This is a genomic window from Neorhizobium sp. BT27B, from assembly GCF_050455485.1.
Taxonomy (GTDB): Bacteria; Pseudomonadota; Alphaproteobacteria; order Rhizobiales; family Rhizobiaceae; genus Neorhizobium.
The window spans coordinates 534,556-551,847 of the sequence record NZ_JBCIYT010000002.1 but is presented as its reverse complement, the minus strand read 5'-3'; the positions used below and the strand labels follow the sequence as shown (position 1 = coordinate 551,847).

Below are 17,292 nucleotides of genomic sequence, written 5' to 3'. Positions count from 1 at the left end.
GTCGAAAGCCTTTGTTTTTAAGGCTTTCCGTATCCCCCGGATCAGGCGCCCGGCGTCGCCATGCCATCACCGCGGCGCAGCTTGCGGATCTGTTTCATGACCCTGATCGAACTCGACGCGCGCGTGGCAGACCCTTGCGAACTGCTGGAGATGACCCGCAGCATGTCTTCCGCCTCGTCCACGGAAATCGTGCCGCGCGAGGCCAGTCCGTCGATCAGCAGCATCAACGCGCCTTCGACGGCGAGTGCACGCCGCTGGTGTTCGTTTTCGATGACTTCCGCATCCGACATGATGTGCTCCCTGATTGCACGAGACGAATGAGTTGAGCGACCGCTTTGTTCCGTCTCGGGCCAGCGAAAGCTGGAAATCAGGGAGATTTGGGAGCATCAGCCGCATCGCGCCGTGCCAGCTCGCCCTGTTGCGCCTTGTAGAAATACTGGCTGGCCACCAGCCAGCCTTTCAGCGGCCGCAGTGGCGGTATGCAGGTGAGCAGCATGAAGGGAAGCGAGGTGAACAGGTGGACCCAATAGGGTGCCTGCAGCGCCACCTCGATCCACACGGCCAGCGCCACGCTCGGCACGCAGCCGAAGCAGATAACGAAAAAGGCCGGGCCATCGGCCGGATCGGCAAACGAATAATCCAGCCCGCAGACTTCGCAATCGGGGCGCAGCGTCAGAAACCCGTTGAACAGATGTCCCTTGCCGCAACGCGGGCAGCGGCCGCGTATGCCGGTTTCGAATGGCGGCAGTGGCGTATAATGCCGCTCGTCGGTTATCTCTCCCACCATGACGGCATTCCTCCCGCGCGCATGACTTGACGATTGCAACTATCGCCGAATGCACGCGAGGAGCAAGTGCTGGACCGTGAGGCGCGGCAATCTGCCCCGCCTTGTCGCGGTTTCAGGCGCGAAAAATGAACGACGCGCCGATGGCGATCATGGCAAAACCGATGACATGGTTGATGGTCAGGTTTTCACCCAGCCAGAACACCGAAAAGCCGGCGAAGACGATGAGGGTGATGACCTCCTGGATCGTCTTCAGCTGCGCCGTCGTATAGACTTCCGAGCCCATGCGGTTGGCCGGCACGGCTAGGCAATATTCGAAAAAGGCGATGCCCCAGGATGCCGCGATAGCGATCCAGATGGCGCTGCCCTTGTGCTTGAGATGGCCGTACCAGGCGAAGGTCATGAACACGTTGGATGCGACCAGCATGACAATGGGCCACACGGCAGCAGGGCTGAGCGAGAAAGGCATGGAAGACTGTTCCTGTGGAGACGGAAGGGTGTGGACAATGGACCGGGCGTTGGCGGCGCTCAAGCGGGCTCTGCCGTCATCCCATGGAAAAAGCCCCGCCGGGTCGGCAGGGCTTCATCGAACGTCATAGGAGCCGGGATCAGATTTCCGGGCAACCACGTTCATTGGCGAAGGTGATGCGGTCAGGACCACGACGGGTCATACCTTCGACGGTGATGCTGCGACGGGTGACGCGGGTCACTTCGGCATCGCGCAGACCGGATTCGCGGGCGGCACGGCGGGCATCGCGTTCGCTGCAGCCGCCAGCACGGCGGTCATCGCGGCGGTCGTAACGATCACGGTCGCGATCCGGCACGACCGGGCGAATGCCATCGGGGCCGATACGCAGCTGCACGTCCTGCGCCTGTGCGGTGGTGACGGCACCGGTCAGGGCGCCTGCGCTGATCGCCAGCGCCAGACCGGCGGTCGAAATGAACTTCAGCATTTGCTCCTCCTTGGCGCCGCCCCATCCTGAGCCGGTCGCACACAATTGTCTGACGGCGGAGAAACGCATACTCACGCTTTTTTGTTCCAGCTTGAGCGCACAGGACGTGAAATAAAAGCTGATACAATGAAGCAAAAGACAAGTTCAGAGCGTCTTGAACATGACCTCAGAAGATGTTGGCAAGTGTTTTGGCTGAACGATCAGAGTTTTGCCCTGTGGCCCGCAAAAGTTTTTGGCGGCGGCGCGGCTTCATGAACCTTTGCCAAGGCCTCAAGCCATGTTGCCAAGCCCTCCGGAACCTCTTCGTTTCCGGCCTCCAACGCCTCGATCCAGGAGAGATCGCATTGCAATGCTGAAGCGATATTGATGGGCGTCCAGCGAATGACACGCAGACATTCGTTGAAGCGTTTGGAATTCATACCGGTTTCGAGCTCCCCTTATGATGCTGGACAGGATGCACGGAATCGCACGCCTGCCCTGCAAATTAGGGATAACACTGCCAGACAGGGCCCAAGGATGCAATCAGCAGCGCCCGAATTCGTGATGACAATGATAGTATGAAGAAAATTTGGTAGCGGGAAACATTCAGTGACTGAAATGCGTCGCCGGTTGGCGCAGCCGTTGATCGAGGAAACGACCCGCTGGTCATTATTTTCCAAAGCGGAGAAATAGTGAATCTGGACGGGGCCGCATCGTCATTTCAGGGCGATCAGGTCTATCTGCTTGCCATGCTTTCCATCCGCAGTGAGGCGCTTGATGTCCAACTCCTGTACCGGTCCCGTGTTGAGATAAAACCGCGTAAAGTGGCGCTTTAGAATCTCTTCGAGTGCCGCAAGTCCCTCTGCCTTCAGTATCGATGGCGTTACTTCAACGCAAAGACCCTGCACGCTTTCCGCAAGGTGGCGCTCTGCTCCCCGCAAAACGTGAACCTCGTATCCTTCCGTGTCGATCCAGAGGAAACTTGGTACCGGTTCGATCGCATCATCCAGCCGAACGATCTCGACCTCTTCGCCGCCATCTCCATAATCTCGCATGAACGAGTTCATGCCGGTGCTTCCCCGGTTGAGATGGATCGTGAGGCGACCGTTTTGATCGCCGACAGCCTGATGGCGAATATCGGCTTCGATGGACGCGAGATTGTGGGTGAGCAAATGGAAATTCCGGCCAACCGGCTCGAATGCCACGATATCACGAAAGCCAGCTTCATAAGCGTTCAGACATGAGGTCCCGATGTTTGCGCCAATGTTGATGAAACGAACATCGCGTCGCGGGTAGATATCAGCAAGGGTTTCGAACAGGTCGAACTGGAAATGGCCATGTCTCAAAACCGATTCCGGGATGCTTTGGCCGTGAACATCGAGCAGGACAGGATATTTTCCGAGATATCGAAACCCGAGCGTATCGATACCGGCCGAAATGCAGCCGGTGACCACCAGACCGGGATCTATCGTGCCCCTCTGTTTCCAGAGGCGCGTGAGATAACGATCTCGCTTTGAAGGGAAAATAAGCGCCTTGAGAAGATTGAAATTCATGTCTGCATGCCCCCATACACTGACGTACTGGTCTCATAGCGAGGGGCTAGGCATGTGTCATCCGCTTATATCCGTTATCCGAAGGCTATGGCGGAAACCACGAAAAGGCGGCTCGACACTTTCGTGAACCAAAAAACCTTGTATGGATCGGATGTAAAGAAAGGGAAATTTGGTAGCGGGGGGCGGAATTGAACCGCCGACCTCAGGGTTATGAATCCTGCGCTCTCACCAACTGAGCTACCCAGCCACACCGGTTGGGAAGATCGTTTTCGATCGTCCCGCCGTTTGATGTGCGGCTTATAAGACCCGTGTCACCAAAGTGTCAAGCAGGCTTTCGGCAAAAATTCGGGGAGACTAGGATCGTTCTTTCCTCCCCTGCCGATAAGCCCGGATTTCAGGCCGCAACAGATGTGGACAACAATGCCTTCAATGCCAGTTCCGCCTCGGCCGCGCGTTCCGACCGTTCGATGAAGCCGCCGCCATAAACGCGCGAATCGGCACCTTCGCCGGAATAGAGGACGCAGGCCTGCCCCGGCGCGACACCCGCTTCGCCGATGGCCAGATCGACATAGATGCCGTTTTCATCGGCACGAAGCACCGCCGGTGCCGGCGGGCGTGTGGAGCGCACCTTGGCAAAGCAGGCAAAACCGTCCGCCGCGTCGGCGGCAAGCGAGCCGTCGCCGATCCAGTTCACGTCGCGCAGGTAGACGCGGTGCGTATCGAGCGCTTCCTTCGGGCCGACGATGACACGGCGCGAGCGGGCATCGAGATAGACCACGTAAAGCGGTTCGCCGGTGGCGACACCGATGCCGCGGCGCTGGCCGATCGTGTAATGCAGGATGCCGTCATGGCGGCCGAGCACGCGGCCGTCCATATGGACGATATCGCCACCCAGCGCCGCATTCGGCTTCACCTTGTTGATGATATCCGCATATTTGCCGGCCGGCACGAAACAGATGTCCTGGCTGTCGGCCTTCTTGGCGACGACGAGGCCCATTTCTTCGGCAAGTTCGCGCACCTGTGCCTTGCCCATGCCACCGAGCGGAAAGCGCAGGTAATCGATCTGCTCCTGCGTGGTGGCGAACAGGAACCAGCTCTGGTCGCGATCGGCATCGGTCGGGCGATAAAGCGCGCGGCGGTTCGGATTTTCCGGCGAAGGATTGAGCGCCGAGCGAATGTAATGGCCGGTCGCCAGCGCATCGGCACCGAGTTCGCGCGCCGTCGCCAAAAGATCGGCGAACTTGACCGTCTGGTTGCAGGCAACACATGGGATCGGCGTTTCGCCCATTGCATAGGCTTCGGCGAACGGATTGATCACCGCATCGCGAAAACGCTTTTCGTAATCGAGCACGTAGTGCGGAATGCCGAGCGTTTCGGACACACGGCGGGCATCGTCGATATCCTGTCCTGCGCAGCAGGAGCCGGCACGGTGGACGGCAGCGCCATGGTCGTAAAGCTGCAGCGTGATGCCCAGCACGTCATAACCCTGCCGCTTCAGAAGGCCGGCCACGACCGAGGAATCCACGCCGCCCGACATGGCGACGACAACGCGCGTGTCTTCCGGCCTCTTGTCAAAATCCAGCGTGTTCACGAAACTCTCTCGATATGGTTTGGCGCTCGAATGGGAGCGGCTGATGTTTGCCGGGATGCGGGATCGACCGCAACCGGGCTTAATTTCATCTGCCGGATATAGAAAGGAATGCGTGTCTGCGCAAGACGAGCCGGCGCGGGGCAGTCTGGCGGCATATGCAAGGCTGCTTTTGCCTCCGGAGTTCGGATGGCAGTGGCCTCACCTCAATCGCCCTGCCCGTCATCCGTCCAGTAATGGGCAACGATGTTCTGCTGATTGCGGATGAGATGGCCGGCAAGAACCGGATCACCGCCCGTCATCGTCTCCGTATCGGCACCGCACAGAAGCAGAAACATCTTCTGATGCACCACGGCGGCGAAATATTCGTAAGGTGGCGGAGCAAGCGTCGGATCACCGGCCGGCCACTCCCCGGCGGCTTGCTGCGTCGCCTCTTCCAGTGCCCTCTGGACCGCCACCGTCAGTCCTTCGCCGACACGCTGAAGGGTATCGGCCACCTGCCGTTCGGCCGGCGTGACGACGGGACAGGAATTGCTCATGTGACGATCTCCCACCAATGCGCATCAGCCTGCGCCCGCAAATGATGACAGGAGATTGTGTCGGCTTTGGGCTGGCAATGTTTCAACGCGCCGGCCAGGTCCAGGCAGGCGCGTCGATCCCTTCTGCCACAGTCTCACCAAGCACCTTGGTCAGCGTCACCATCAGAGCGCCGCCATCAGCGCCCAGTTCCGACACCAGTTCACCGGCATGGGACACGACGATCATCTGCGAGCGCTTGCAAGCCTGCGCGATCAGGCGGGATAGAGGCGCAAGCAGGCTCGGATGCAGACTGGTTTCAGGTTCGTTCAACACCATCAGGGCTGGCGGCCGGGGCGTCATCAAGGCCGCCACGAGCAGCAGATAACGAAGGGTGCCATCGGACAGTTCGCCGGCCGATAGCGGCCGCAACAGGCCCCTTTGCCGCATCAGAAGCTCGAAGCGGCCGCGATCCTCGATGATTTCGACGGAACTGCCGGGAAAGGCGTCCTCGATGGCGTCGTGGAAAGCCGAAACATCACCGATTTCCAGAATGGTGGCGACGGCGGCCGCCAGATCGGCACCATCGGACGACAGGACCGGCGTTCTGGTGCCAACCTGCACCTGACGAACGGGCGCCTGTGGGTCGGTGCGGAAATGATCGTAAAAGCGCCAGCCGTTCATCTGAGCGCGCAGATAAAGAAGCTCGGGCAGGTTTTTCGGATCGGCCGATTGCGTCATCATGCTTTCGAACGAAGCCAGATCATGCAGCAGCACCTGCCGCTGGGCACTTGCCGACAATGCGGTGACGACCGGGCCTCTGCGTTCCGCGAAAACGTTGCGACGGCTCAGTTCCTCGCCCGCCCAGACCGCCTCTGCCTTTATTTCGGGATCGAGCGCAAAATAGACTGGCGGCGGCGGTGATGGCATCGGCGGCGGCGGCAGACCCAGATCGATCGCATAACCGTAATCTTCCGAGGCAAATCCCAGTTTCAGCGCCACCGGATTTTTCCGCATCGTCCCCTGCACGGGCACGCTGCCATCCTTCATGCCGCGTGAAAAAGCCTCCGGCCCGGCCCAGATCGTTGATTGAAGCCCACCTTCTGCCGCAAGCGATGCGATGGCCCGCCCCTGCGCAACATCGCTAAGCAGTCGCAGGGCGCGATAAAAACTCGACTTTCCCGCGCCGTTTGCACCGGTAACGACAGTGAGCTTTTCGAGTGGCAGAACGAGGTTGCGAAGGGAGCGGTAGCCCGAAATGGCGATGGTCAGGATCATGCGCCAAAACTGTCACGGATTGCCAAGGCAAGGCAAGCACTCCGAAGCGCCGCTATTCCCCTCACGCCCGCCTGTTCGCGCCAACCTCCTCAGGCCTCTGCGCCGAATGCCGCAAAAGCACCGCCGCGGCATCGCGATCGACCGCCTTGGAAAACAGGTAACCCTGCCCCAGCGCGCAGCCGAGATCCATCAGCTGCACCGCCTGCGCATTTTCCTCGATGCCTTCCGCCACCACGCGGATGCCGAGTTTTCGGGCGATATCGATGATACCCTCGACGATGAAGGCAGCCGGATCGCGCGGGCGCAGTCGGTCGGTAAAGGATTTGTCGATCTTGATGATATCCACCGGCACCGTCAGCAGATGCGTCAGCGAGGCAAACCCGGTGCCAAAGTCGTCGAGCGCGACGCGCAGGCCGCTTGCCCGCAGACGTCGGATCTCGTCGCCGATATCGAACCCGCCCTGCCCGAAATAGACGGATTCGGTGACTTCGACGATCACGTGTTTCAGCGGAACGCCGGCATCGGCGAACACGGTGCAGATGCGCTCGTTGAGATTGCCGCCGGCAAGGTCGGCAGCCGACAGGTTGACGCCAACATGTTGCAGCGGCAGCCCCTCGTCCAGCCAGACGCGCATGTCGCGTGCCACCTGCTCCAGCATGCGCTGGGTGAGTTCGGCGGCCACCTGCGCATCCTTGGTGGCTTCGTGAAAATGCCCGGCCGAAACGATATCGCCGCCCGGCGTGCGCATGCGGGCCAACGCCTCGAAACCGACCACCCGACGCGTGTCGAGCCGCACGATCGGCTGGTACCAGGCATGCATGCGGGCCTGCGCCAGCGCCAGCCCGACATCGCGGATGGCACGGAAACGGCGGGTGATGGCGGTGCCCAGCCCCTCGGAAAACTGCAGATACTGGCCGCGGCTGCGCTCCTTGGCATGGTAAAGCGCCAGATCGGCATTCTGCAGCACGGTGTCGGGCGTCTCGTCCTCGCCGGCAAGCGCGCCGCCGATCGTGGCTTTCGGGAAAACCACATGGCCGGCACAATTGCAGGCCGCGGACAGTGCCGACAGGATGTCGCTTGCCATCCTCTCCAGATCATTCGGAGCATTGCCCCGATAGACGATGATGGCGAACTCGTCGCCGCCGAGCCGGAATGTGCTGTCCGGCCCGCCAAGGGCCGATGCGCGGCTGGCAACCGTCTGGATCAGGCCATCGCCGGCGGCATGGCCAAACGTGTCATTGGCCAGTTTGAGATTGTCGATATCGACGAGAAGGATGCCCCATGGGCTGATGGCATTGTCGAGTCCTGCCAGCACCTTGTTGAAACGCGCCCGATTGGGAAGGCCGGTCAGCGCGTCGGTATAGGTCAGCCGCTCGCGTTCCATCACCCGTTCGTTGCGCTCTATGGCGATCGAGCAGAGATGCACGCAGGCCTCGACGATCTGCTTTTCGGTTTCGTTGGGGCCGCGGTTTTCGCGAAAATAGAAGGCAAAGGTTGCCGCCACCCTGTCGCCCACCATGATCGGCGAGGACCAGCACGCAACGAGACCAAGCGGCAGCGCCAGAAACTTGAATTCACTCCAGCGCGGATCGGTGGCAATATCATCGACGACAACAGGCTGGCCGATAAAGGCGGCGGTGCCGCAGGACCCGACCGCAGGGCCGATCGGATGGTTATCGACAGCCGCGGAAAAATGCGGCGGCAGCGACGGGCCGGCCAGCGGATGCAAAAGCCCTTCCCGGACGGAAAGAACCGAGCACACGATATCGGAGGCGATCACCTCCACCTCGCGGCACAGAAGATCGATGGTCTTTTCGAGCGGCTCACCGCGCGCGATCATTTCGAGAATGGCATTCTGCAGTTCAAGGATCATGATGAGGCCCGGATAAGACGCAACCCCTGTGTAAATCACCGAAATTGCTAGGGCCTTTTATATATCGCTAAATTCTAATCTAACGTTTACGGGGCCGTTTCATAAGAAAACCCGGAAAGCGGGCTGCGCTGTCCGGGTTGGGTCGTTTTTTGTCTCGTGGACGGCAGCCTACCGCACTATCTGCACCGTCTGCGCCAATGCCTTGAACACCGGTCGAGCGGCACTCATGGCCGCACGCGTCGTGGCGCAGGAAAGCGTGATGCGGCCGGTCGGCGTATCCGTGAAGGCGGCGTAATGCAGCACGTTTTCAAAATCAGGGCCGGATGTCGGCGCCGCGACGATCTCGACCGCCTTTGCATCCTTCATGTCGATCGTCTGCGTGTCCTCGATCACCTTGCCGGCCGTTTCCAGCTGGCTGCGCAAGGTCGTGCCCAGTTCGCCGAACATGGCATCGCCATTGAGCTTTTCCTGGGACCAGCCGTAACGCGGATGATCCTTTGCCCAGGCACGAAAACCGAGTTGGCAAAGCGCCGATCCCGGAGCATTGGGAATGCGATCCGGCGCGGTGCTGATGAGATTGTACTTGACCGTTTCCGTACCCGGTGGATCGACCTTGCCGGTGCTTTCCAGCTCCGCCGGCGTGGTGAAGGTCAGGCCGGTTGCGTCATCCTTGGTGGTTGGGTTCGGCAGGATCATTTCCATGCGGATCGGCACCACCACCTTTTCCGTTTCGCCCGTCATGTCGGGAGAAAAGGCGGTAACCGGCGAACTCCGAAGGATGGCCTGTCGGGCGCCTTCATCGACCTGCGGCACGCCGGAACTTTCCTGGACGACCACATCCGTGATCGTACCGTCCCTATGCACGACAAAGGCGATCTTGGCCGTGTGGAGGCCGCTGACGCCCTTGATCGGACGGGGAAGACGCACGCCGCGCTGGATTTTTCGAGAGATAGCGGAAGCCCATTCCTGTTTGCTGGCAGGCTGCGGCTCCGGCCGCGATCCCTTGGTCTGCGCCATCACGCCGGTTGCGGCGCACAGAAGCGCCACCAGCAAAAGTCCCGTCCGTTTCATGTCATCCCCATGCATGCGATATGTCCGGCGAAAACTAGCGTCTTTGCCTCATATTTCAAGCGGATAAAGGAGATGGGGATGCGTTGGATCAGCCGCGCTTGTTCATGTCGCGAACGACCCAGCGGAAGAAGAAATAAATGGCAGCAGACGCAATGAACAAGGGAAAGAGATTGTGGATTGTATCCATCTGCAAATATCCGGCGGATGCCCGAGGATTCGGGACTGTGGTGACAATGCACGAAAACCATTAATTGCAAATTAAGTAAATACTGAACTGTTCGCAGACGCAGCAAAAGTCTGTGAAACCCAAAAATGGTTCTGCCGCCCATCGACGAAATGCACCGCCACCGTCCGCAGCCATGCCGGGGAGCCCTGTTATACGCCTGCAAAAGCAGGCATAATGGACGTTTGATCCCTGTTTTCGTTTGCCCCATGGAGTTTTGATGTGAGCGTCGCCTTCACCAAGGAAGAAAGCGCCGAGACGGCCGCCGAAACGTTTTTGCCCGAGCGGCCGATCTCGCAACACGCTAACCTCGTCACCGAGGCGGGGCTGAAGGCGCTGGAAAGCCAATTGGCAGACGCACGCGCCGCCTATGCCGCGGTGGAAAATATCGATGACGTCAACGAGAAGCGGCGCCAGACGGCCGCCCCCTTGCGCGACATCCGTTATCTGTCCGAGCGGCTGCGCACGGCGCAACTGGTCCCTGCCCCGGCCTCCACCGACGCCGTTGCCTTTGGCAGCCTCGTCACCTTCGAGCGTGACGATGGCCGGGTACAGACCTACCGCATCGTCGGCGAGGACGAAGCCGACCCGAAGGCCGGCTCGATCTCGTACGTCTCGCCGGTGGCGCGTGTTCTCCACGGCAAGACAGTGGGCGATGTGGTGACGGTCGGCGGACAGGAACTGGAGATCGTCAGGATCGGGTGAACCTCAGTTCTGAAATGCATGCTGGCGAACGCCGTCCATCACAGCGGCGCCATTGGCATTGGCTACCCCTTCCGCCCGCACCCGCGGCAGAGCGGCGGGATAATCGCGCTGGATGAAATCGATGATCTTTTCACGCATCTCGCAGCGCATGTCGAAGGTTTTTGGCGCGCTGGGGGCGGAGATCAGGATGCGGATCTCCATCACGCTTTCCTTGAAATCGGTCACCTGCACATTGACCACCTTGCGGTCCCAGATTTTTGATTCGTTGGCAATTTCCTCGACCTTTTTGCGGATGGCCGAGACCGGCACCGAATAATCGAGATATATCATCACCGTGCCGATCAGCGCCGAACCTTCGCGGGTCCAGTTCTGGAATGGTGTCTCGATGAAATAGGAGAGCGGCAGGATCATCCGTCGCCAGTCCCACAGTTTGACCACCACATAGGTCGAGGTGATCTCTTCCACATTGCCCCACTCGCCTTCGACGATCAGCGCATCATCGATGCGGATCGGCTGGGTGATTGCGAGCTGTATGCCGGCAAAGATGTTTTTCAGCATCGGCTGCAGCGCCAGACCAAGCACGATACCGGCGACACCGGCCGACGCGAGAACGCTGACGCCATATTGCTGCACGGCCGGAAAGGTCATCAGCATGGCGGCAATCGTCAGCGTCACGATCATGAAACCGCCGACCCGCTCGCCGATGCGAGACTGGGTGACATGCGTGCGGGCCAGAAGATTGTCTTCGGCATCCAGCTTGAAGCGACGCAGATAGATCGTCATCCAGATATGCAGCGCCGCCTTGGCTGACCAGCCGAGCACGAGGATGAATCCGAGCAGCAGAAGGTGGCGTATGAAATTGGCCGGTCCCGGCGCAAGCGGCGCGATGGATGCGGCAAAGGACAAGGTGAAGGTGAGGATGGCCAGCTTCAGCGGCCGCTTGCCGCGTGAGACGATCGAACGCCAGAACAGATCCTTGTTTTCCACCACGCGCGTAAAAATGCGGAAGGCGAGACGGTGGATCGCCAGCCCGACGAATACGGCGACGACGAGCACGCCGATGCTGACCACCCAGTTTGGCAGCCAATCGGTATAGGCGCGGAAATCAGCGATAAATTGGTCCATCCCTCCCAGCTAGGGTGCATTGCAGCATAAAAAACCCCGATCGCGAAAATTTCACGCATTTGTCAGCACCGGGGCGAACCGATTGCGTTTTTACCCGTTGGGAGGGAAAGGAAGGAGAAAAGCATGGTACAGACACTGGCAAACCAGCCGCCCGAGCAGACGCGCGGATCACAGCCCAGTCAGACACAATGGCACGATGACTTTTATCTCGGCCGCTTTCTCGCCGCCCAGCAGGCGGTGTATCCGAACGTGCTCGAAGAACTGCGCGACGGCTTCAAGCAGAGCCACTGGATGTGGTTCATCTTTCCGCAGGCAAAAGGGCTTGGGCGCTCGCCGATGGCGCAGCGTTATGGCATCGCCTCGCGTGCCGAAGCGGAAGCCTATCTCGCCGACCCCATCCTGGGAGCGCGGCTTGCGGAATGCACGCAAGCGATGCTGTCCCATCCGGGCCGTTCCGCCCATGACATTCTCGGCTCACCCGACAACATGAAATTCTGCTCGTCGATGACGCTGTTTGCAGAGGTCGCAAATAAGGGCTCGCCTTTCGAGCAAGCCCTTGAAGAATTCTGCGATGGCAAGCGCGACGAACGCACGCTTGCCTTTCTCAATTAGGTGAAGACCTCTCCGGGGCGCTTATGCGCCCTGGATGGCCGACAGCTGCCATTCGCCCGCGGTCTTGCGCACGAAAGTCCAGACCTCGACCGTTTCGGTCGGGGTATGTTCATCACCCTGAACGACGGCGCCGGTATTGCGGTCACGCATGACGTCGATGCTGGAGTAACGCATGGCAACGGTTGCGTATTCCTGACCGTTTTCGCGCCAGGCTTCCGAAAGGTCACCCTGCAGAAGCTGAATGTCCTTGACGTCGTTCTTGACACCGGCCGTGGCATTTTCACCGAGTTCTTCGGCGAGATAGGACATGGCTTCCGGTGTCGTCAAAGCGCGCAGCTTGGCATAATCTTCGGCGCCATAAGCACCCTGCACGTCCTGCAGCAGCTTTTCGAACTGTGTCAGGTCACGGTCGGTGATGCCGATTTCGTCGGTATCCGAACCTGCCTTGCGCGGCGCAGCCGTTGCTGCAGCCGCCGCAGCACCGCCACCCATGGTCGGGATGCGGAAGCCCGGCTGACCGCCGTTGCCGCCAGCATTGTTGCCATTGCCGCCACGCGGGGCGTCATGGGCATTGCGCTGCGAACCGTAACCACCGGCCGGACCGGCCGGCTGCTGGCGACGTGCGAAGAAGCGGAAAGCCAGCATGGCGAGACCGGCGATCAGGGCGATCTGCAGAAGCATGCCCATGAAGCCTGCCATGCCGCCAAAGCCGTTGCCCATCATCATGCCGAACAGGCCGCCAAGGGCCAGACCGCCGAGAAGACCACCGGCCATGCCACCGAACATGCCGGGACGACGCTGCTGCTGGGCAGCCTGCGCGCCGGCTGCGCCGTTTGCAGGCGTTGCGGCGTTCTGCTGGGTGTTGGGGGTCATCGAACGGTTGATGCCTGTTGCGGCACCGGGAGCGGTATTGGTGGTGGCGGGCGCGGAATAGGTGCGCGAACCACGGCTGCCAAAACTGCTGCCGCCGCGACGGGCTTCAGCAAAATCCACGGCAACCAGCGAAACCGCAACGCCGAGAGCGGCGACTGCGAACACATGCTTGAACCGCTGAATTTTCGATAACATCAAACTCTCCTTCCGATCGCACAATTGCGATCTGTCCCGCATCATATGGCGATGGCAGACTTGCAATGTTAGAGGCGCCACCGGAATTTCCCGTGATCGTAGATAGTCAACAGATCGGGAACCGCCAACTGAACTTCACTCACATGGATGTGATAAGGCAGCCGAACTATTTGATCGGGCGGGAGAATTTACGGCCAAGTCTATTTCGGAGCCGGCCAGGCCGACAGCGCCTGATCGGCCACGGCCCGCAGCGTTTCGCGGCTGAAACCGGCCTTGGCCTGCACCGCCATGCCGTGCAGAATGGCCAGCAGGAATGCTGCAAATGTCTGGGCACTGGCAGCCTGCGGCAAATCGCCCTCCGCCTTTGCCCGCTCGAAACGTTCGACCAGCATCGCCTCGCCTTCCGCACGCGCCTCGATCAGCGCCAGCCGCACCGGCTCCGCCTCGTCAGAGCCCGCCAGAACACCGTTGATGCCGAGGCAACCCGTGTGTTCGGGATAACGGGTGTTGAGATCGATGGCGTTGTACAGGATATGCGCGGCAACTTCGCGCGCCGTCGGCAGAGCCAAGGCGACCGGAATGTAATCGAGATGGTGCTCGTAATAGCGCACCAGCACTTTTTTGAAGAGCGCCTCCTTGTTGCCGAAAGCGGAATAGAGCGCAGGGCGTTCCACGCCGGCCGCTTGCGTGAGGTCGGCATAGGACGCCCCCTCATAACCCTTGCGCCAGAAAACGCACATGGCGGCATCCAGCGCTTTTTCAACATCGAATTCGCGATGGCGTCCCATCAGTTCGTGCCAATCCATTTCATAACGACCATTATTAAAACGCTTGACGCTCTCTGTCAAATTTCATACCGATCGTTACGCAATGACCGTTATGAAATTTAAATCAGGGCCTCGTCCCGGTTGAGAGAAGAGAGAACGAACATGTCGAATTCATTGAAGGGCAAGGTGGCGCTGGTGACTGGCGGATCGCGTGGTCTTGGCACCGTCATTGCCGAAACGCTGGCCGATCTCGGCGCCGATGTGGCGATCACCTACGTCGCCTCAGCGGAAAAGGCCGAGGCGGTCGTGGAGAAGCTGAAGGCAAAGGGCGTGCGTGCGCTGGCAATCCAGAGCGACCAGGCCGACATGGCGGCCGCAAAGCCGTTGATCGAAAAAGTGACCGCGCATTTCGGAAGGCTCGATATCCTTATCAACAATGCGGCCGTGGTCGCGAAGGGCCAGACGGTCGATGACCCGGACTTGGACACGGCGGCACTTGACCGCCAGTGGCAGATCAACGTGATGGGCGTCATCGCCACCACCCGCGCCGCAGCGCAGGTCATTTCCGATGGCGGCCGGATCATTTTTATCGGCTCGCTCAATGGCACCCACGCCCTCATGCAGGGCGTCGCGGATTATGCCGGCACCAAGGCCGCCATCAATGGATACGCAAGGGGCGTCGCCCGCGACCTCGGCCGACGCAACATCACCGTCAACGTCGTACAGCCGGGCGCGATGCCCACCGACATGATGATCGAAGCGCTGGGCAGCACGACGGCACCGGACGCGTTTCTCGACATGCACGCCATTCGCCGCATTGCCACGCTTGAGGAAGTCTCCGCCCTGGTCGGTTTTCTCGCCGGCCCGAATGCCGGTTACATGTCGGGCAGCGTCATCGACATGGCCGGCGGCCTCGCCAGCTGACAGCGATTCCAGACACAAAAAAGGGGCCACGAAGGCCCCTTTTCCAAAAATAATGCGGCAGGATCAGAACTTGACGCCCAGACCGACCTTGACGACGCTCTGGTCGAGATCGGCGTTCAGGCCCGGTACGATGTCCTTGTCGCCGAAATCGTTGTAGCGGTATTCGCCACGAACGAACAGGTTGTCGGTGACGGCGAAATCGACGCCGGCGCCAACGGTCCAGCCGTTGAAGACTTCGTTTTCATCGATGCCAGCGCCCTTGACGTAGCCGTTGGTGAAGGTCCAGCCGGCTGCACCGTAAACCAGTGCGCGGTCGAATGCGTAACCGACGCGGCCGCGAACCGAACCGGCCCAATCAGTGCCGATATCGATGCCAGCAGCGCTTTCCTCGTTGAAGTTATAGTCGAGGTCGCCTTCGATACCGGCAACGAAACCGTTGCTGAACTGCCAGTTGTAACCAACGAAGCCGCCAACCACGCCACCGTCGAAGTCCTGCTTGGCGCTACCGACGCCAGCCAGACCGAACGTGCCGTCGAGCCAGCCTGCGCCGCCCTGTACACCGGCGTAAGCGCCGGCCCAGGTGAATGCCGGAGCGTCAACGGCAACCGGAGCGGCCGGGACTTCATAAACGGCATCAGCAGCCATGGCCGATACGGAAGCGGAAAGTACGAGGGCCGAAGCCAGGGCGATGGTCTTGAACATGTGGTACTCCTTAAACTGTGGAGCGGCAGATAGGGAGTTTCACACAAAGAGTCTGTAGCAAAATGGCAACAACAACGGGGAGTCTAGATCGTTATTCTACCGACAACCCAAAGTGCAGGCGTATTTTGGATAAGTGTTCTCAAAAACGTGATCACACGCTGCGGCACTATTTCAACATCAAATACTTCCACAGTCAGCACAGGCGCGTGCGGATGCCGGCATTTGTGATGATCCGCACAATTCCGCTTGACTGAAAATCTCATCGGGAATATCTCCGACGGCGGGACACCTCTCCCCAACGAGAGGCTAATTACCTGTGAGGGTATACATATGGCCAATGGCACCGCGAAGCCGGACGTACGTCCGAATAATGCTCATTTTTCTTCAGGCCCCTGCTCGAAGCGCCCCGGTTGGTCGCTAGACGCTCTCTCCGATGCCCCGCTCGGTCGTTCGCACCGCGCCAAGGTTGGCAAGGACAAGCTGGCACAAGCCATCAATCTCACCCGTGAAGTTCTGAACGTTCCTGCCGATTACCGCATCGGCATCGTTCCCGCATCCGACACCGGCGCCGTTGAAATGGCGATGTGGTCGCTGCTCGGCGAGCGTGGCGTCGACATGGTCGCCTGGGAAAGCTTTGGTGCCGGCTGGGTCACCGACGTCGTCAAGCAGCTGAAGCTCAAGGACGTCCGCAAGATCGAGGCCGATTACGGCCTTCTGCCTGACCTTTCCACGATCGACTTCGACCGTGACGTGGTCTTTACCTGGAACGGCACCACTTCCGGCGTCCGCGTGCCCAACGCCGACTTCATCCCGGCAGACCGCAAGGGCCTGACCATCTGCGACGCGACCTCGGCCGCCTTCGCGCAGGACATGGACTTTTCCAAGCTCGACGTCGTCACCTTCTCCTGGCAGAAGGTTCTGGGCGGCGAAGGCGGTCACGGCATGATCATCCTGTCGCCCCGCGCCGTCGAACGCCTGACAACCTACGTTCCGGCATGGCCGCTGCCGAAGATCTTCCGCCTCACTTCGGGCGGCAAGCTCTCGGAAGGCATTTTCAAGGGCGAAACGATCAACACGCCATCGATGCTCTGCGTCGAGGACTATATCGATGCGCTGGAATGGGCAAAGACGGTTGGCGGCCTCGAAGGCCTGATCGCGCGCGCCGATGCCAATGCCAAGGTCATCTTCGATTTCGTCGAGGCCAATGACTGGATCGCCAATCTGGCCGAAGTCGATGAGACCCGTTCCAACACCTCCGTCTGCCTGAAGATCGTCGACGCCGATGTCGCCGCTCTCGATGCCGACGCGCAGGCAGCCTTCGCCAAGGGCGTCACCTCCATCCTCGAAAAGGAAGGCGTCGCTCTCGACATCGGCGCTTACCGCGATGCGCCGTCGGGCCTACGCATCTGGGCTGGCGCCACCATCGAAACGGCCGACATGGCCGCCCTGATGCCGTGGCTGACCTACGCGTTCGAAACGCAGAAGGCCGCGCTCACCAAGGCCGCTGCCTAAACTTCCAGTGCATGATTTCGTCATCCTCGGCCCTGTGCCGAGGATCTGACCACACCAAC

At 60.2% G+C, this 17,292-nt stretch carries 19 protein-coding genes and 1 tRNA gene; 4 read left to right on the top strand and 16 right to left on the bottom strand.

Annotated elements, in window-relative coordinates:
* Positions 1-41: 41 nt before the first annotated feature.
* From AAIH70_RS08160 to AAIH70_RS08105, 12 genes are all read right to left on the bottom strand, one after another.
* A complete protein-coding gene (locus AAIH70_RS08160; protein WP_132271677.1) occupies positions 42-290 on the bottom strand; it encodes a hypothetical protein in 249 nt (82 codons plus the stop codon).
* A 77-nt stretch (positions 291-367) separates the two neighbouring features.
* Positions 368-787, bottom strand: coding sequence for a DUF983 domain-containing protein (locus AAIH70_RS08155; RefSeq protein ID WP_132271676.1), 420 nt, complete (start codon positions 785-787; stop codon positions 368-370).
* Between the two features lie 112 nt (positions 788-899).
* A complete protein-coding gene (locus AAIH70_RS08150) occupies positions 900-1,253 on the bottom strand; it encodes a DMT family protein (protein WP_132271675.1) in 354 nt (117 codons plus the stop codon).
* 139 nt (positions 1,254-1,392) lie between these two features.
* Positions 1,393-1,737: a hypothetical protein gene (locus AAIH70_RS08145; protein ID WP_132271674.1), complete on the bottom strand. Its 345-nt coding sequence runs from the start codon at positions 1,735-1,737 to the stop codon at positions 1,393-1,395.
* Positions 1,738-1,937: 200 nt separating this feature from the next.
* Positions 1,938-2,156, bottom strand: coding sequence for a hypothetical protein (locus AAIH70_RS08140; RefSeq protein ID WP_132271673.1), 219 nt, complete (start codon positions 2,154-2,156; stop codon positions 1,938-1,940).
* A gap of 276 nt (positions 2,157-2,432) precedes the next feature.
* Positions 2,433-3,269, bottom strand: coding sequence for an FkbM family methyltransferase (locus AAIH70_RS08135; RefSeq protein WP_132271672.1), 837 nt, complete (start codon positions 3,267-3,269; stop codon positions 2,433-2,435).
* A 170-nt stretch (positions 3,270-3,439) separates the two neighbouring features.
* Positions 3,440-3,516, bottom strand: a tRNA-Met gene (locus tag AAIH70_RS08130).
* Positions 3,517-3,663: 147 nt separating this feature from the next.
* Complete coding sequence (gene mnmA, locus AAIH70_RS08125) at positions 3,664-4,860, bottom strand: tRNA 2-thiouridine(34) synthase MnmA (RefSeq protein ID WP_132271671.1); 1,197 nt, start codon at positions 4,858-4,860, stop codon at positions 3,664-3,666.
* 203 nt (positions 4,861-5,063) lie between these two features.
* The gene (locus AAIH70_RS08120; protein WP_132271670.1) at positions 5,064-5,396 is read right to left on the bottom strand and encodes a hypothetical protein; all 333 of its coding nucleotides are present in this window, start codon (positions 5,394-5,396) and stop codon (positions 5,064-5,066) included.
* Positions 5,397-5,478: 82 nt separating this feature from the next.
* The gene (locus AAIH70_RS08115; protein WP_132271669.1) at positions 5,479-6,651 is read right to left on the bottom strand and encodes an AAA family ATPase; all 1,173 of its coding nucleotides are present in this window, start codon (positions 6,649-6,651) and stop codon (positions 5,479-5,481) included.
* Positions 6,652-6,712: 61 nt separating this feature from the next.
* The gene (locus AAIH70_RS08110; RefSeq protein WP_430033768.1) at positions 6,713-8,524 is read right to left on the bottom strand and encodes a putative bifunctional diguanylate cyclase/phosphodiesterase; all 1,812 of its coding nucleotides are present in this window, start codon (positions 8,522-8,524) and stop codon (positions 6,713-6,715) included.
* A 168-nt stretch (positions 8,525-8,692) separates the two neighbouring features.
* Positions 8,693-9,595, bottom strand: a complete 903-nt coding sequence (locus tag AAIH70_RS08105) for a TonB family protein (protein WP_165931925.1) — start codon at positions 9,593-9,595, stop codon at positions 8,693-8,695.
* A 445-nt stretch (positions 9,596-10,040) separates the two neighbouring features.
* On the opposite strand from AAIH70_RS08105, the gene greA reads away from it, so the two are divergent.
* Positions 10,041-10,523: a transcription elongation factor GreA gene (gene greA / locus AAIH70_RS08100; RefSeq protein ID WP_132271666.1), complete on the top strand. Its 483-nt coding sequence runs from the start codon at positions 10,041-10,043 to the stop codon at positions 10,521-10,523.
* 3 nt (positions 10,524-10,526) lie between these two features.
* Here the strand turns inward: greA and AAIH70_RS08095 are convergent, their stop codons facing one another.
* Positions 10,527-11,648, bottom strand: coding sequence for a mechanosensitive ion channel family protein (locus tag AAIH70_RS08095; protein WP_132271665.1), 1,122 nt, complete (start codon positions 11,646-11,648; stop codon positions 10,527-10,529).
* Between the two features lie 123 nt (positions 11,649-11,771).
* Here AAIH70_RS08095 and AAIH70_RS08090 point away from each other — a divergent pair, with 123 nt between their 5' ends.
* Entirely contained in the window at positions 11,772-12,260 is a 489-nt protein-coding gene (locus AAIH70_RS08090) for a DUF1810 domain-containing protein (RefSeq protein WP_132271664.1), read from the top strand.
* Positions 12,261-12,281: 21 nt separating this feature from the next.
* Here the strand turns inward: AAIH70_RS08090 and AAIH70_RS08085 are convergent, their stop codons facing one another.
* Together AAIH70_RS08085 and AAIH70_RS08080 are read right to left on the bottom strand one after the other, a co-directional pair.
* Entirely contained in the window at positions 12,282-13,328 is a 1,047-nt protein-coding gene (locus tag AAIH70_RS08085) for a Tim44 domain-containing protein (RefSeq protein ID WP_132271663.1), read from the bottom strand.
* Between the two features lie 200 nt (positions 13,329-13,528).
* Entirely contained in the window at positions 13,529-14,116 is a 588-nt protein-coding gene (locus tag AAIH70_RS08080) for a TetR/AcrR family transcriptional regulator (RefSeq protein WP_132271662.1), read from the bottom strand.
* Between the two features lie 141 nt (positions 14,117-14,257).
* Between AAIH70_RS08080 and AAIH70_RS08075 the strand changes: the two genes are divergently transcribed.
* Complete coding sequence (locus AAIH70_RS08075; RefSeq protein WP_132271661.1) at positions 14,258-15,019, top strand: SDR family NAD(P)-dependent oxidoreductase; 762 nt, start codon at positions 14,258-14,260, stop codon at positions 15,017-15,019.
* Between the two features lie 63 nt (positions 15,020-15,082).
* Here the strand turns inward: AAIH70_RS08075 and AAIH70_RS08070 are convergent, their stop codons facing one another.
* A complete protein-coding gene (locus AAIH70_RS08070; protein ID WP_132271660.1) occupies positions 15,083-15,721 on the bottom strand; it encodes an outer membrane protein in 639 nt (212 codons plus the stop codon).
* Positions 15,722-16,051: 330 nt separating this feature from the next.
* Between AAIH70_RS08070 and AAIH70_RS08065 the strand changes: the two genes are divergently transcribed.
* Entirely contained in the window at positions 16,052-17,233 is a 1,182-nt protein-coding gene (locus AAIH70_RS08065; protein WP_132271659.1) for a phosphoserine transaminase, read from the top strand.
* Positions 17,234-17,292: the final 59 nt, after the last annotated feature.